Here is a 15,125-nt window from a genome sequence, read left to right as displayed (position 1 = left end):
CCAAGTTTTTCAGCACCGGCAAGCCAGCTCCGTCCTTATGCTCCCGCTCCGAAGCAAACAGCGGTGTGCCGCAGCAGCTCTTATTCGACACCGGATGCTTTCGGCCGCGGAACTCTATACTGATCTTATACAGCCACGCTAGATTGACCTGAAAGCCCATTGTGAATGCGCAGGATGCAGAGTCGGCATCACCACTCCACCCAGGCACCTGGCGCCAGCGTCTGAATTTCCAGAGACTTCTCGCGCGCAGCCGAGAGTAAGCGGCCGATCGGATCCTCGACCTCGACGTACTCTGCGGTTCCCGATATGCCGTAGTGAATCGGAATTACGCGGCGTGCGCCGAGGATGATCGCTGCTGCCACGGCCTGCTCGGGCGTCAACACGCCCGGCAGATCGCTGACCGGCTTGCGCCAGCCGAAGCGCGCACCATTGACCGGCAGAAATGCAGCATCGAATGGGCCGAACTGACGACCGATACGCCACCAGTGTCCATGCCAAAGTGTGTCGCCACCATGAAAGATGCGACGCCCCGCGGCCGAGACAACCCAAGATACTTGCGGGTCGCCATAGCCATCCGAGGCGGGCACGGCGGTGGCAGTGAAATCGCCGAGCAGCTGTGGCTCCCAGAGTGCCGCCGGACGCGCGCGTGCGTTTCGAGGAACAGGCAGCGGCAGCGGATTCGTTCCCACCGGGTAAACAAGAGCGCCGCCGTTGCTCAAGGCATCAGCGGCGGCCTTGGCATCGAAATGATCTGGATGCGCATGAGTGACGAGCACATAACTATCACCGACAGCATCGGCGACAGGAATCAGCGGATCCTTGAGTGAGGCTCCCCACGCATCGGGGTTGATCAGCGGGTCGATGAACAACGTCGCCTGCGGCAATTGCAGGCGAATGCCCGCCCACGCCAGACGCTGAATGCGCAAGCCTTCTCCAACGCCAGCCGCGGAGGCAGGCGCACCTGGCATCTGTCCAGCTACCGCCAGACCGCCGCAAGCGAGCACGAATTCCCGGCGCCGGATGCCACGGCGAAACATCCTGATGTCCCTATTCATGCGTGGCGCCCCTCGATGCGATCGCCGTGTCGAACGCGAACACCGACTGCGCAACGATGACCTCCAGGTTGTGCTGATGCCATTGGCGCTCGAAGGCTGCCGGCTCGACCCGAGGCGCGAGGCACGCCTCGATTCGAATCGAGGCGATGCGCTCATCGACCTCCTGAGGCGAGGCATCGGCGCGAATCCGAACCACCGCCTCTCGCAGTCGGTCCAGGTAGTGGACCGCGTTGTCCAGGACGACGGCCGGAAACCTCCCCATGTGCCCGCCGACGACCGTGCTCCTCTTGAATTGCCGCAGCCGGCCGATCGCGGCACGGATCAGCGCGGGATCCGCCTTGGAGAGATAGATGATGTTGCCGACGATGTTGTCGCCGGCACAAATCAGATCGGCGCTGGCCACATCCACGCTGACGTGGTCCATGGTCTTGCCTGGATTGTGCAGGAAGCACAGCTCGTGCTGGCCCCAGCGTAGCGTCATCGAGCTGTCGAACATCAGCTGGGGCTCACGGTAGAGCTCATCGACCCGCCGGTTCTGCGAAAGAAAGGTGAAGCGATGATGCCGGTGTGCGATCGTAAGCGCGTCCGGAAAAAGTGACATTCCGGCGATGTGATCGCTCATGAAGTGCGTGGCCGCGATGGCACGCACCTTCTTACCCATGTCCTCGCACAAAACACGACGCAACCAGTGCGCGTCTGCAACGCTGCCGAGCGAGTCGACCAGCAGTACATCGTCTCCGTCGAGGAATGCAGTGGCGACCGACTCATACTCGTCGCCGACGAACATCAGTACGTTGGAGCTCAGCTCTTCGAATCTCACGATGATCCCCGGTTGGTTCGATGGCGCCATCGTCACCAACAGCGGGGCCGGCGACAAACGAGATGTTTTGCCGGCCGCGTTAGAAAAACTAACCTGATACGATGTGCACCCGGCCTCCGTAAACCTGAATCATCGTGAAACCCCGCCACCCCGCGCCGCTAAATGCGCTGCGAGCTTTCGAGGCAGCCGCACGCCACCGCAGTTTTCGGACCGCGGCCGCGCAGTTGTTCGTCACTCCGGCGGCGGTGAGCCATCAGGTAAAGCAACTGGAGGCCTACCTCGGCGTGAAGCTGTTCCACCGCGGCCATCGCCTGGTGGAGCTGACCCCCAAAGGCGAGGAACTGGCCGCTTCGCTGAGCGAATTGTTCGGATTGCTCGATCTCGCTCTAGATCGCGCCACTGCAGCCACGGTCGCGAATCTCCGCGTTAGCACGGTGGAATCGTTCGCGGCGAAATGGCTTGCGCCCAGGCTGCACCGGTTCCATCGCGACGTCCCCGATCTCAAAGTGCGCATCGACACCAGCAACGAGCATGCAGACCTCGTCCGCGGCGCCATCGATGTCGCCATCCGCTACGGACCTGGCGGTTACAGCGAGGTTTCTTCCGAGCGACTCATGGGCGCACCCGTGTTTCCAGTCTGCGCGCCTTCGCTGATGGGCGACGAAACCCGCCCACTGACGAAGCCCGCGGATCTGCGGCATCACACGCTGCTCCACGACGAAAGCGCAGCCGGTCGCCCCGGCGTGCCAGACTGGTCGACATGGTTGAAAGCCTCGGGTGCAACTCTCGTGGACGCAACCCGCGGACCCGTCTTCGCAAGCATCTATCTGGCGCAGGAAGCTGCTGTCGCAGGACACGGCATCGCGTTAGGTGTTGCACCGCTGGTCGAGGAGGACCTGCGACAGGGTCGTCTCGTCAGGCCATTTGAGCATTCTCTCGAGAATGGCTACGCATTCTGGATCGTGCGCCGAGATGACGCGGACGCGAACCCGGCCATCGATGCTTTCTGCCATTGGTTGCGAAAAGAGGCCGGCTGACGGGCCGATTGGAAGTCAGCTGGAGGGCTCGCCTCCTAACTCTTCGGCTGATACAGCGTCGGCGGAGGCGGCGCCAGGCGCGGCGAGCCTGACTTCACCCACGCGTCATAGCGCATGCGAAGCGTGCGCACCGGATTGGCGCTCTCGCCCCGTTTGATGTCGTTGTCCATCACGCTGATGTATGCGAAGTATTTGCCATCGTTGTGAGTGACGCCCGGCTGGTCGTTCTTATCGGCGATGGCGATGTAGGAAACATGCGCCGTCTTGTTGTCGCAAGGAACGAAGTCCATCGGGTTCGATTCGCAATTGCAGCGGTGATCTCCGCCGTTGACGTCGGCCGCTTCCATCGCCGCCATCACGCGATCGGCCAACGTGCCCGTGGCGCGGGTGAATGCGAGCGCGGCCAGATGCACCACCTGATCGCCCAGCAGCGTGTTGCCCTGAACCTGATAGTAGATGTCGGGGCCGACCTGGCCGCCGAAGTACAACGACGAGCGCGAGTTGCCGGCGCCGTTGAATCCGGCGCGATTGTTGCTCGCGGTGATGTCCTTGCCATTGGGCATGGAGACGATGCCGAACTGTCGCCGCTCGATGTTCGGATCCTTCTTGAGCATTTCGATGATGTCGGCGGGCGGCGTGCCCTTCTTCAGTTCCCGATAGACCAGCATCTGGTTCTCGTGCGTGTTGTCGGCGCCGGCCTGGCAGGCCGCCACTCCGACGCCGGGCACGATCACCGCCTGCAGGTCCATCAAGTCACGCGCAGCGTTGGGCTCGCGCTTGGGGAATGCCTCTTGCCGGACGCAGGTCGCCGACGCGATCACCACCTGGCCGCTACGCGCATCCAGCGCGATCACCGACCACGTTGCCCACGCAGGCGCCGAGCCCGCGAACAGAATGAACGCCAGCGCAAGGTGTCTCATCATCGGCCATCCCCCTTTTGTCGGCCGAGCATATCAAGAAGCAAACGAATAGATTTTGCGCAGCGACCCTGGTATCCGCCGATTTTTATGATGCGAGGCCGCCCACGCGCGCGGCAAATCCAGCGCGCGACAAAAATCGGTCGCGATGTGCCGCGGGCGTGAATGGATTCACCAGTCGCCGCGCCGGCTTGCATCCTGCTATCTTCGCTGGACAACAAGAGCTCCGGGGAGCATTCGATGGCATCGAAGCGTTCGTGCGGCCTGGCAACTGTGGCCGCGTTGCTGATCGGTTACTTCAACTGCGCGCGAGCGGGCACTGTCGATTTCGACGCAGCGACCGTCGCGGATCTGAACCAAGCCTTCAAAGCCGGCACGCTCACGTCCGAACAACTGGTCCAGCATTGCCTCGCGCGCGTCGAGGCGTACGACCGCCAGGGGCCGAAGATCAACGCCGTCATCATGCTGAATCCGAAGGCGCTCGAGACCGCTCGCGCGCTCGATGCCGAGCGCAAGAGCAAGGGCCCGCGCTCACCCTTGCACGGCGTGCCGGTGCTGCTGAAGGACAACTTCGATACATTCGATATGCCCACCACGGGCGGCTCGGTGCTGCTGGAGAATTGGATACCGCCCGATGATGCCTTCGTCGTCAAAAAGCTGCGCGACGCCGGCGCGATCATTCTGGGCAAGCTCAATCTCTCCGAGTTCGCCTCGGGCACGGCGCACAGTTCGCTGGGTGGCCAGACGCTCAATCCTCATGACTTGATGCGCACCCCATCCGGCTCCTCCAGCGGCACCGGTGCAGCCATCGCCGCCGCGTATGCGCCGATCGGTTTGGGTACCGACACCGGCGGCTCGATTCGTGGTCCTTCGTCCGCCAATGGCATCGTGGGTTTGAAGCCGACGCACGGCTTGATGAGCCGCGACGGCATCATTCCGCTGGCGTTGTCCTTCGATACCGGCGGACCGATGGCACGCAGCGTCTATGACGTTGCCGTCGCACTGGGTGTCATGACGGGCATCGACTCCGCGGATCCGGCGACCCAGAAGAGCAAGGGAAAATTCGCGACCGACTACACTCGGTTCTTGAAGGCCGATGCATTGAAGGGCGCGCGTATCGGCATCGCTCGCGATTTCCTCGGTGCGGATCCGGATGTCGATTGGGTAATGGAATCGGCGCTCGAATCGATGCGCAAAGCGGGCGCGACCATCGTCGACGTGAGCTTTCCGAAGTGGCTGATCGACAGTAAGCCGGAGTTCTATGCCGCGGTTCGTCGCCCGGAGTTCGCCGCCCAGATCAGCCAGTATCTCGCCGCGACCGGACCGGCTTATCCGAAGAACATCCAGGAACTGATCGAACGGTCGAATGACGTGCGCTCGTTGCGCCCGGGTGGCGCCGGCCCGAATCCGATTCGTTGGAATCTGTTCAAGAAGGAAGCGGAGAGCGGCAAGCTCGACGACTATCGTTACCTCTCCGTTCGCGATCACGCCCTGCCGATGGTGCGCGCGGTGGTCGAAGGCATTCTCGCGGCGGAGAAGCTCGATGCCATCGTCTACCCAACCTCATCGCGCCGGCCGCCGTTGATCGCCGAGGCGCCGCCCTCACCTGACTCGGCGTCCGCTGTCGACATCGCCAATCTCACGGGCTTTCCCGATTTGATCGTGCCCGCCGGCTTCACGACGGACGACCTGCCGGTCGGCATTTCTTTCTTCGGTCCCGCGTTCAGCGAACCAAAGTTGTTCGCGCTCGGCTACAGCTTCGAACAAGCCACGCGTGTGCGGCGCCTGCCGGTGAACACGCCGCAGCTGGAGAATCAGTCGGTCACGGTGCCTTGAGGCGAGGAAGGCCTCATTTGTTAAGTTACTTCAAGCCAGGCTGAACGCGAATAGATACAAGCGAAGAAGGCGGTTCTCATCGCCGCCGCGGAGTGCATAATCGCGGCCAGGATCGACTCAGCAATGTCGCAGTCGTCACACGGCCAGTGACATAACAATAATCCAGGGAGAAGAGGCGATGCGTTTCATTTCCGCGCTCATGCTCATCGTCGTGTCCACTGTGCTCACGGCGTGCGGGGGCGGCGGCGGCGGCGGCGGTGGTGGCGGCGGTGGTGGCGATGGCGGCGGATCGAACACTCCACCCCCTACCCAATCTTTGTTACCGCAATCGATTGCCTTTGCGATGACTGGCCCCGTGCAGCGCTCGTTGGTCGAAGGCGCTTTCACCAACGTCGCTTCTGGCGGCGAAGGGACTGGCGCCATTACGTACAGCAGCAGCAACACCGGCGTTGCAACTGTGGGCGCCGGCGGTGCGGTGACGCTCGTGGCGGCAGGCACGACGCAGATCAGCGCTGCGAAAGCTGCCGACTCGAGGTTTGCGGCCGCCAGTGCGACTTACGTTCTGAACGTGACCTCTCCCGGAGCCGTGTCATTTACGGCGCTCGTTGGCGAACTAGACTCGCAGGTTTCTTTCTCCGCAGCTGCTCGTGGACTGCAGTTCCTGCGTTCGACACAATCCGACTGCAATCCCGCGCAGATCACTTCGTGCACGAACGGTGCAACGGACGTTGTCGGCGACTCCGCCATTCTCGAGCAGGCCGCGACCTTATCGAGGGATGCGTCCTACTGGCTGCGCAGAGGCGACGTGATCGGCACGCCCGCACGCATCTCACAGCAGCGTTTCCTGGCACGGTCCGGCGCACAGATGGCCAGTTTCAAGGGCAAGCTGTGGCTCATCGGCGGTCAGCAGACTGATATCGAGGTGAAGTCGGATGTCTGGTCGTCCGAAGACGGCATCGTTTGGACGCTCGAGACCGATCGCGCCGGATTTGCTGTACGAGGCCGCCATCAACTACTCGCCTACAACGATCGGCTCTGGGTGATCGGCGGAAATGGCAGCGGCCCCTATGTCAAGGACGTGTGGCGCAACGATGTCTGGTCTTCCGCCGATGGCGTCCATTGGACACAGGCGACCGCCGAGGCGGCGTTTCCAGGCCGGCTCCTGGCGGGCGCAGTCGTGTTCGATGGACGCATGTGGATCGTTGGCGGTGCAACCTATTCGACCGGTGGAAACGACGTCTGGTCATCCACGGATGGCGTGACCTGGAATCTGGCAACGGCAGCGTCGGCCTTCGGCTACCGCGCGGGCCACACGGTCACGGTCTTCAACGGCAAGATGTGGCTGGTCGGCGGTGGCGCCGTGGGCGAAGCGGTCGTCTGGTCCTCGAGCGACGGCGCGACCTGGGTGCCCGAAGTCACAAACGCTCCCTTCGGCCAACGATCTCTGCATGTGGCCGCGGCCTTCAACGGCCGGCTTTGGGTGACTGGCGGACGCACAGACGGCGTACCTTATTGGAATGACGTGTGGTCGTCGGCCGATGGCGTGAACTGGGTCGAAGAGCGCGCCGGCGCATCGTTTTCGAAGCGCGCATACATCGCGGGTACCGTGCACAACGCCCGCATGTGGGTTGCCACGGGTGAAATCCTGCCGAGTGAAGTCGTGCCGGTCAGCGGAGGCGGAATGGTACTTCTTCTGCACAACACCGGCGATGTGTGGTCGAGTGCGGACGGCCTCGACTGGACGCAGATGACGCCGCATGCGCCGTTCTTTCCGGGCGCTCACAACGTGCAGACCCTCGGTGAGAAATTGTGGGTCGTCGGCGGATCGGATGGATCCAGCGGTCGAAACGATGTCTGGTCCTCCACGAACGGCAGCGACTGGCAGCGAGCGCCAGCCACCCAGGCATTTCCGGCTCGCCAGAATCCTGGGGTAACGACATTCCAGAATCGCTTGTGGGTGACGGGAGGATCCAGCTCCGCAACCGGCCCTGTGCCGCTGGCGGACGTATGGCATTCGGATGACGGAAGTGCGTGGACCAAGGCTATCGATGCGGCAACCTTCGGCCCGCGCGCCGGGCATGCATTGGTCGCATTCAACAATCAAATGATGCTCGTCGGCGGCATGGACGGGACCGGTTTGCGCAATGACGTATGGACTTCGAGCGATGGAGTCGCTTGGACACAATTGACAGCGAGTGCGGCGTTCCCTGCGCGCGCATTCGCGCAAATCGCCGTTCTCGACGGCCGGGTCTGGTTGCTTGGAGGTGCGGGTGCCGCTGGCGAACTGACGGACAGCTGGTCTTCCACGGATGGCGTGACCTGGCAGTTGGCGTCCGCCGCCGTGCCTCATCTGCCGAATCGGAACGCAACGCTTCGCGCATACAACGGCAAGCTGTGGTTGACGGGCGGTTACCGGTTCGGAGGCGCGCCAGGGTACGGGGAGATCATCTATTCGAACGACATCTGGTCGAGCACCGATGGTGCTGCGTGGACCAAGGCTCCCGTCAGCGCTCGCTTCGCGCCACGCTCGGGAGCCTCGCTCGTCGATTTCAAGAATGCATTGTGGCTGATCAGCGGCAGCGATCGATATGGACCGAAAAGCGACGTGTGGACGTCGCCAGACGGCGTGCAATGGAGAATGTCCTACTCAGGAAACATCGCCTATCCCTGAGCAGGATCGCCTCCGCTCAATGCCGCCATCGGCTCATGCGGTTTTCTGAAGTCCGTTTGGTGTTCCTGGCGAACAGCATCGCACCGACAGCGACCGCACCGGCCGTGAGCAACGCAGCTCCGGCGGCGGCGCCCGCGGGGAACGATCGAACTGTCGACTCGGCGAACTCGGCGGCATGCGGCTTCATCAGCTCCAGGCGCCGCTTCGTCATCTCGATGCCGAGCCGGCCAAGCTGATCGCGCAGCAAGCGCTCCGCTGCCGGCAGCAGCCGCGTCTCCTCATCCGCCACGTGATGCATCACCAGGCGCATCAGCGCGAAGAACTTCTCATCGCACGCTGCTTCGTCGGTGGGGCCATCGCGCCCCATCAGCCCGCGCAGTTCGCCGATCAGCGTACGCATCTGCTCGTGCTCCGGTTCGCTCTTCTCCAGGACTTCGTCCCCGGTCAATACCTCACGCAACGCCGGATAGAAAATCTCCTCCTCGAGTTGCGCGTGGATTTCGATCGATAAGCAGGCATTGGTTATCAGGGCGCGCTTTTTCGCTGGCAGCACGTCCGGCTTGTAGCGGTGAAAGACCGCGAGCACCTGGGAATGATCCATCCGGATCATGGTCGTGATGCTAGGTGTGATGCGCTCGGCAACCGGATTCATGTTCGCTCCCCCGCAAGGCAATTCAGCATGGTGACTCATCACCAACGGCGGACCCGAAGCCTTGTTCCCAGCGCGTCCGTGATACGCGAGCGCCTACAACCAGAGCGGGTTTCCCCTGCGCGGGGACCGTTACGGACGTGGCGAGATGCTGATTTCCGGCAGCCGGTCATCGTAGAAAGCCAGGCGTCCCTTGAGGGCGAGGTGCTCTTCGTACGGGTCTTCGTACGACCAGACCGCATCCTTCAGCTCCTTGTCGCCCGCCTTGATGGAAAAATAATTGGCCACGCCTTTGAATGGACACTGCGACGTAGTGGCCGAGCGCTCCAGCCGTTTCATATCGACATCCGCGCGTGGAAAGTAGTAACGAACCGGACTGCCATCCTCCTCGACCTTAACGACATCGCTCGACTCCGCGATGGTCTCGTCCGCGATCGACACCTTGATCCGTTCCCTCAACTGACGCTCCGCCACCTTGTGCTGGGGATGTTCCCGATGGCCTGGAGATCTGGTCATGGTCCGTGCCTCCATCGAACAGGATTAGCAATGCAACAAGATAGAAGATGACTCGGTTCCCTACACCATTCCCGCGAGGGGAACTTTGCCGGAGACTCTGAATTGCTGACCGAATGGGTCGTCTCAGGAGTCGAGCGTGCCAGTCAGCATTCATCACATCCCGCGCCTGCTCGGCCTGGATCACACCCTGGCGCTCATGCGCGATCCCTATGAATTCATTTCTCGCCACTGTCGCAGCTTCGGCTGGGACGTGTTCGAAATGCGACTGCTGCTGCGCCGAACTCTGTGCATGACTGGCGCTGACGCCGCGAAGGTATTCTACGACCCCACGCGATTCAAGCGCGCGGGCGCCGCTCCACTGCGACTGCAGGAATCGTTGCTGGGCGTCGGCGGCGTGCAGTCTTTGGACGGCGTCGAGCATACGCACCGAAAGCAAATGTTCCTGTCATTGATGAGCTCGGAACGCTTGCAAGAGCTCGCTTCGATAATGACCAGAACGTTGAGGACGGGCGCCGAACGTTGGTCTACCCTCGATCGGATCGTGCTCTATGACGAGCTGCACGCAGTACTCACACGCAGTGTCTGCGAATGGGCCGGCGTACCCCTTCCCGAAGAAGATGTCACAAAGCGAGCGCAACAGTTATGCGCAATGTTCGATCGGGCCGGCGCTGTCGGGCCGCCCCATTGGTGGTCACGGCACGCACGCAATCGAGCGGAACGTTGGATGGCCGAGATCATCGAGAGCATCCGCGCCGGCAGAATCGACTCATCTCAGCACAGCGCCGCGCATCAGATCGCGTCTTATCGAGACGGCCAGGGACAACCCTTAGATGCGAAGACCGCCGCCGTCGAACTACTCAACGTGCTACGCCCGACTGTTGCGCTGTCGGTATATATCGTATTTCTCGTCCATGCATTACACGTGCATCCAGAGTACAAACGCCGGCTCGAGACTCAGGACGGGCACCTTGCGCAAGCTTTCGTGCAGGAGGTCCGGCGCTTCTATCCGTTCTTCCCGGCCGTTCCTGCGATCGTGCGAGAGAGCTTCGAATGGAAAGGCATGCCGTTTACCGAAGGCACTCGAGTGCTGCTGGATCTGCACGGCGTGAATCACGATCCACGCGTCTGGAAAGAACCCAAGCTGTTCATGCCCGATCGCTTTCTGAGCTGGCAGGAGAATGCATACACGCTCGTCCCGCAGGGTGGCGGCGATCACCTGCGCAATCATCGCTGCGCCGGTGAATGGCTGACGATCGCATTGATGAAAGCCGCGCTGGAGTTCTTCGTGACCGGCGTGAGTTACCAGCTGCCTGAGCAAGATCTCGGGATCGATCGTACTCGATTGCCCGCCCTGCCCCGCAGCCGCCTGATCCTGAGCGACGTGCGTTTGCTCTAACAGGAACACTGTCAGCAGGCCAGCCGTTGCCGAACAAATCCCGGAGACGAGCATGGCAACGCAAACAGATTTGAACGGCAAGGTCGTGGTAATCACCGGCGCATCCAGCGGCTTCGGTCGCGGCGCCGCGCTGGAGTTCGCGAGCGAAGGCGCATCGGTCGTGCTTGCAGCGAGGCGCGGCGAAGCGCTCGATACCGTCGCGCGCGAGTGCGAGATCGCAGGCGGAACGGCGATCCCGGTCTCTGTCGATGTAAGTAGTGAACGCGATGTGGAGCAATTGGCCGAGACGGCAATTTCCCGATGCGGCCGCATCGACGTGTGGATCAACAACGCCGGCGTCGGCGCGCTGGGGCGCTTCGAGGACATCCCTATCGATGTTCACGAGCAGACCATCAAGACCGACTTGCTCGGCACGTTGTATGGCTCGTACTTCGCCTATCGTCAGTTCCTGAAGCAAGGCGGCGGCACGCTCATCAACATTGCTTCGGAGCTCGGCAAGACCAGCGTGCCCTACTACACGTCTTACGCCGCGGCCAAACATGGCGTTGTCGGTCTGAGCGATTCGCTGCGCCAGGAAGTCAAACAGAACAAGATTGCCGGCGTGCACATCTGCACCATCCTGCCGACCGCGCACGACACGCCGTTCTTCGATCATGCGGCCAACTACACCGGCCACGAAGTGACACCGCCGAAGCCGCTGCACGATCCGCAGAACGTCATCGACGCGATCGTCGAAGTCGCGCGCGATCCGGAGGACGAACGCATCGTTGGCGGCGACGGCATTCTGAAGGTCGCCATGGCGAATCTCATGCCCGGCGTCACGGAAAAAATGGAAGCCAAGATGATGCACCAGACCCAATTCGAGAAAGCGCCGCGGGGCGAAGACTCGCCAGGCGCGGTGGAACAGCCCACGGCCCGCGGCACAGCGGTGGATATGAACCGGCGCAAGCAAAAGAAGTCTGCGCCCGCGAAGGAGTAATGCACATGGCCCAATCAACTCAGTGGCGAGATGCGCCGTTAGCCGGCGATGACTTGTATGGAGACCGCGAGAACCGCAGACGTTATCGCGACAACGAGCGCGACGAGCATCGGCGATTCGCGGCCGAATATGAATACGAGCACCAGAACGGCCTGCCGCGCCGCTCCGCGTTGATCGACTACGACGAAGTCGACGTCGACTTCACCGGCGGTCAGTATCGACCCGGACGACGTCATGCCACCGAGGGTGGCTTCGCCTATGGCAATTACGGCGGAGTCACGCCGGAGGGCCGCCGATACGAAGGCGCCAGCGACGAAGGCGCGAATTATCCGCAGCCGCGAGTGAGCAATCGAGGCCGAGGACCCCGCGGCTATCAACGCGCCGATGAACGAATTCACGAGGACGTCTGCGAGCGACTCACCGATGACGAGCACATCGACGCCTCGGATATCGAGGTGACAGTCGCCAACTGCGAAGTGACATTGAGTGGAACGCTACGCTCGCGGAATGCGAAACGCCGGTCCGAATACGTCGCGGAGCAGGTGCGCGGCGTGAAGGATGTTCACAATCTCATCCGCGTCGTGGATGAACAGACACGCCAGACCGATGTGGCTAGAAACACCGGGATGAAAGTGTAAAGCGCAGCTTCACAAACGACGCGGCCGCAGGCTCAAAGAACCTGCGGCCGCTTGGGTCGATACCAGAAGAATCAGGCGCTCAGCCGCTGCGGAAACGCACCGACGTTGGCGACATTCTTGGCCACATCCAGCAGCGTCGGCTGACCGTTCTGGGACAAGCCGGCCGCATCGAGCAAGCCCTTTTCGGCCAGCCACTTCTTGTTGAACAGACGCGACTGATACTTCGCGCCGTTGTCGCACAGGATGGTGACGATCGTGTGGCCGGGGCCGAGCTGCTTCGCGATCTGCACGGCCGCGGCGACGTTCACGCCGCTGGTGCTGCCGAGGAACAAACCTTCATCGCGCAGCAGCTGATACACCGTGCGCACGCACTCGATATCGGTGATGTGCAGAGCATCGTCGATCGGCGAGCCTTCGAGGTTCGCGGTGACGCGACCGATGCCGATGCCTTCGGTGATCGAGCCGGGACCGGTGGCCTTCAGCTCGCCATTGCGCAGCCAGTGATACAACGAGCTGCCCTGCGGGTCGGCCAAGGTGACGCGCACCTTGGAATTTTGTTTCTTGAGGAAGCGCGAGATGCCGCCGAGCGTTCCGCCCGTGCCGGTCGCGCACACGAACGCATCGATCTTGCCGCCGGTCTGCTGCCAGATTTCCGGACCGGTCGTCTGCTCATGCGCATCGCGGTTCGCGGTGTTATCGAACTGGTTGCCCCACACCGCGCTCGGAATCTCATCGGCCAACCGGCCGGCGATCTTCTGGTAATGATTCGGGTCGCTGTACGGCACCGTCTTCACGCGCAGCACTTCGGCGCCGAGCGTTTCGATCATCTGGTATTTCTCGTTGGACTGGTTGTCCGGCATCACGATGACGCAGCGATAGCCGCGGGCATTGCAGACATGCGCGAAGCCAATGCCGGTGTTGCCGGCGGTGCCTTCGACCAGCGTGCCGCCCGGCTTCAATTTGCCGCTGCGTTCAGCCGCTTCGATGATGGCGCGCGCGGCGCGATCTTTCACCGAGCCGCCCGGGTTCATGAACTCGGCCTTGCCGAGGATTTCACATCCCGTGAGCTCGCTGAAACGATTCAGGCGGATCAGTGGCGTGTTGCCGATGGCATCGGCGAAGCCATGACGGATAATTTCATTCGAGCTGCTCATGCGGACAGCCTTCCTTCATCGGTAGATGCGACTTCGACGGAGCGCGTGTTGAACCAATGCAAAGCCTCGTGCAGGCGAGTCACCTCGCCCACGATCAGCAATGCCGGCGATTCCACGCGAGCTCCGGCGGCTTTCTGAACCAGATCGGCAATCGTGGCGGTCACCACGCGTTGCGACGGGCGAGTTCCGTGCTCGATGAGCGCGGCGGAGCGATCTTCAGGCACGCCGTGCTCACGCAACCGAGCGACGATGTTCTCGAGCTGGTTCAGGCCCATGTAGAACACCACCGTATGACCGGGACGCGCGAGCGCGGCCCAATCGACATTGTCAGACTCACCTTTGCAATGTCCCGTAACAAACGTCAGTGCCTGCGCGTGATCGCGATGGGTGAGCGGGATGCCGGCATATGCGGCACAACCCGCCGCGGCCGTCACGCCCGGCACGACTTCGAATCGAATGCCTTCGGCGGCCAGCGCTTCCAACTCTTCGCCGCCCCGGCCGAAGATGAAGGGATCGCCGCCTTTCAACCGGCACACGCGCTTGCCTTCTTTGGCGAGCTTCACGAGTAGCGCGTTCGTATCCTCTTGCGACACGTGATGATTGCCCGCCGCCTTGCCGACGTAGATCCGCTCGGCGTCGCGACGCGCGAGATCGAGCACATCGGCTGAAACGAGGCGGTCGTACACAATCACGTCCGCGTTCTGCAACGCTCGCAGCGCGCGTAACGTCAGTAAGCCCGGATCGCCGGGGCCCGCGCCGACCAATGCCACTTCGCCCGCGAACTTCGATTGCTTCGCGAAACGGGTGAGCGAGTTGCCGATGCGATCGAGCACGCCTTGACCCGCCGCGTCCTCGCGACCGGACAGCACATCGGCGGCAATCGAGCCGTCGAAGAAATTTTCCCAGAAGCGCCGTCGCGTGCTGGCGTGTTCCAGCTTTGCCTTCACGGTCGGACGCAGCTTGCCAGCAAGCTTGGCGAGATCGCCGAGCCGCTGCGGCAGGAACGATTCGAGCTTCTCGCGCAGTCGACGCGTCAGAACGGGCGCATCGCCGCTGCTGCCCACCGCGACAACGACGGGTGAGCGATCGACGATCGCCGGCATGATGAACCGCGACAGCTCGCGATCATCGACCACGTTCACCGGAATGTTCCGACGCTCGCACTGATGCGCGACCCACGCGTTGACCGATTGCTTGTCGGTCGCGGCGATGGCGAGCCGCATGCCCTCCAGCAACTCGGGCTGAAATTCGCCAGCGACGTAAGCGATGACACCGGCTGCGGCCTTCTCCGCCAGCGACTCGATCAGGTCGGGAGAGACGACCGTAACCTTCGCCTGCGTGCGCAGGAGCAGATCGATCTTGCGCGCAGCCACTTCCCCGCCGCCGACGACCAGCACCGGTTCGTTCGCGAGCCGTAGAAAGATGGGGAAGTAGTCCATATGCGCGTCGTCCTGCGA

At 62.3% G+C, this 15,125-nt stretch carries 13 protein-coding genes; 6 read left to right on the top strand and 7 right to left on the bottom strand.

Features of this window, described 5'->3' with window-relative positions; all coding sequences use genetic code 11:
* Positions 1-188 precede the first annotated feature (188 nt).
* Positions 189-1,037, bottom strand: coding sequence for an MBL fold metallo-hydrolase (locus GYH35_RS16560; RefSeq protein WP_407700219.1), 849 nt, complete (start codon positions 1,035-1,037; stop codon positions 189-191).
* 10 nt (positions 1,038-1,047) lie between these two features.
* A complete protein-coding gene (locus GYH35_RS16555; RefSeq protein ID WP_161811021.1) occupies positions 1,048-1,875 on the bottom strand; it encodes an MBL fold metallo-hydrolase in 828 nt (275 codons plus the stop codon).
* A 134-nt stretch (positions 1,876-2,009) separates the two neighbouring features.
* On the opposite strand from GYH35_RS16555, the gene gcvA reads away from it, so the two are divergent.
* The gene (gene gcvA / locus GYH35_RS16550) at positions 2,010-2,912 is read left to right on the top strand and encodes a transcriptional regulator GcvA (RefSeq protein ID WP_161811020.1); all 903 of its coding nucleotides are present in this window, start codon (positions 2,010-2,012) and stop codon (positions 2,910-2,912) included.
* Positions 2,913-2,947: 35 nt separating this feature from the next.
* Here gcvA and GYH35_RS16545 read toward each other — a convergent pair whose 3' ends face one another.
* Positions 2,948-3,835 (bottom strand): DUF1028 domain-containing protein, encoded by an 888-nt coding sequence (locus GYH35_RS16545; RefSeq protein WP_161828985.1) that lies wholly within the window; start codon positions 3,833-3,835, stop codon positions 2,948-2,950.
* Positions 3,836-4,069: 234 nt separating this feature from the next.
* On the opposite strand from GYH35_RS16545, the gene GYH35_RS16540 reads away from it, so the two are divergent.
* Positions 4,070-5,665: an amidase family protein gene (locus GYH35_RS16540; RefSeq protein WP_161811018.1), complete on the top strand. Its 1,596-nt coding sequence runs from the start codon at positions 4,070-4,072 to the stop codon at positions 5,663-5,665.
* A gap of 178 nt (positions 5,666-5,843) precedes the next feature.
* On the top strand, positions 5,844-8,336 hold the full coding sequence (locus GYH35_RS16535) for a Kelch repeat-containing protein (RefSeq protein ID WP_161811017.1): 2,493 nt from the start codon (positions 5,844-5,846) through the stop codon (positions 8,334-8,336).
* 16 nt (positions 8,337-8,352) lie between these two features.
* On the opposite strand, the gene GYH35_RS16530 is transcribed toward GYH35_RS16535, so the two are convergent.
* Both GYH35_RS16530 and GYH35_RS16525 read right to left on the bottom strand, forming a co-directional pair.
* A complete protein-coding gene (locus GYH35_RS16530) occupies positions 8,353-8,988 on the bottom strand; it encodes a hemerythrin domain-containing protein (protein ID WP_161811016.1) in 636 nt (211 codons plus the stop codon).
* Between the two features lie 129 nt (positions 8,989-9,117).
* Positions 9,118-9,501: a DUF427 domain-containing protein gene (locus tag GYH35_RS16525; protein WP_161811015.1), complete on the bottom strand. Its 384-nt coding sequence runs from the start codon at positions 9,499-9,501 to the stop codon at positions 9,118-9,120.
* A 136-nt stretch (positions 9,502-9,637) separates the two neighbouring features.
* Between GYH35_RS16525 and GYH35_RS16520 the strand changes: the two genes are divergently transcribed.
* Genes GYH35_RS16520 through GYH35_RS16510 form a run of 3 tightly spaced genes read left to right on the top strand, consistent with a single transcriptional unit; the run spans position 9,638 to position 12,514 of the window.
* Complete coding sequence (locus GYH35_RS16520; RefSeq protein ID WP_235936796.1) at positions 9,638-10,897, top strand: cytochrome P450; 1,260 nt, start codon at positions 9,638-9,640, stop codon at positions 10,895-10,897.
* A gap of 52 nt (positions 10,898-10,949) precedes the next feature.
* Positions 10,950-11,876: an SDR family oxidoreductase gene (locus tag GYH35_RS16515; RefSeq protein ID WP_161811014.1), complete on the top strand. Its 927-nt coding sequence runs from the start codon at positions 10,950-10,952 to the stop codon at positions 11,874-11,876.
* Between the two features lie 5 nt (positions 11,877-11,881).
* On the top strand, positions 11,882-12,514 hold the full coding sequence (locus tag GYH35_RS16510; protein ID WP_202624367.1) for a BON domain-containing protein: 633 nt from the start codon (positions 11,882-11,884) through the stop codon (positions 12,512-12,514).
* Between the two features lie 71 nt (positions 12,515-12,585).
* Here GYH35_RS16510 and GYH35_RS16505 read toward each other — a convergent pair whose 3' ends face one another.
* Positions 12,586-13,668 carry a cysteine synthase A gene (locus GYH35_RS16505; protein WP_161811012.1) on the bottom strand — a complete coding sequence of 361 codons (1,083 nt, stop codon included), beginning with the start codon at positions 13,666-13,668 and terminating at the stop codon, positions 12,586-12,588.
* Positions 13,665-15,107, bottom strand: coding sequence for a siroheme synthase CysG (gene cysG / locus GYH35_RS16500; protein WP_161811011.1), 1,443 nt, complete (start codon positions 15,105-15,107; stop codon positions 13,665-13,667). Before cysG ends, GYH35_RS16505 begins: the two co-directional genes overlap by 4 nt.
* Between the last annotated feature and the right edge of the window lie 18 nt (positions 15,108-15,125).

Source organism: Steroidobacter agaridevorans (genome assembly GCF_009932555.1).
Classification (GTDB): Bacteria; Pseudomonadota; Gammaproteobacteria; order Steroidobacterales; family Steroidobacteraceae; genus Steroidobacter; species Steroidobacter agaridevorans.
Note: the sequence above shows the minus strand (reverse complement) of the source record. Positions and strands in the feature narration are given on the sequence as shown.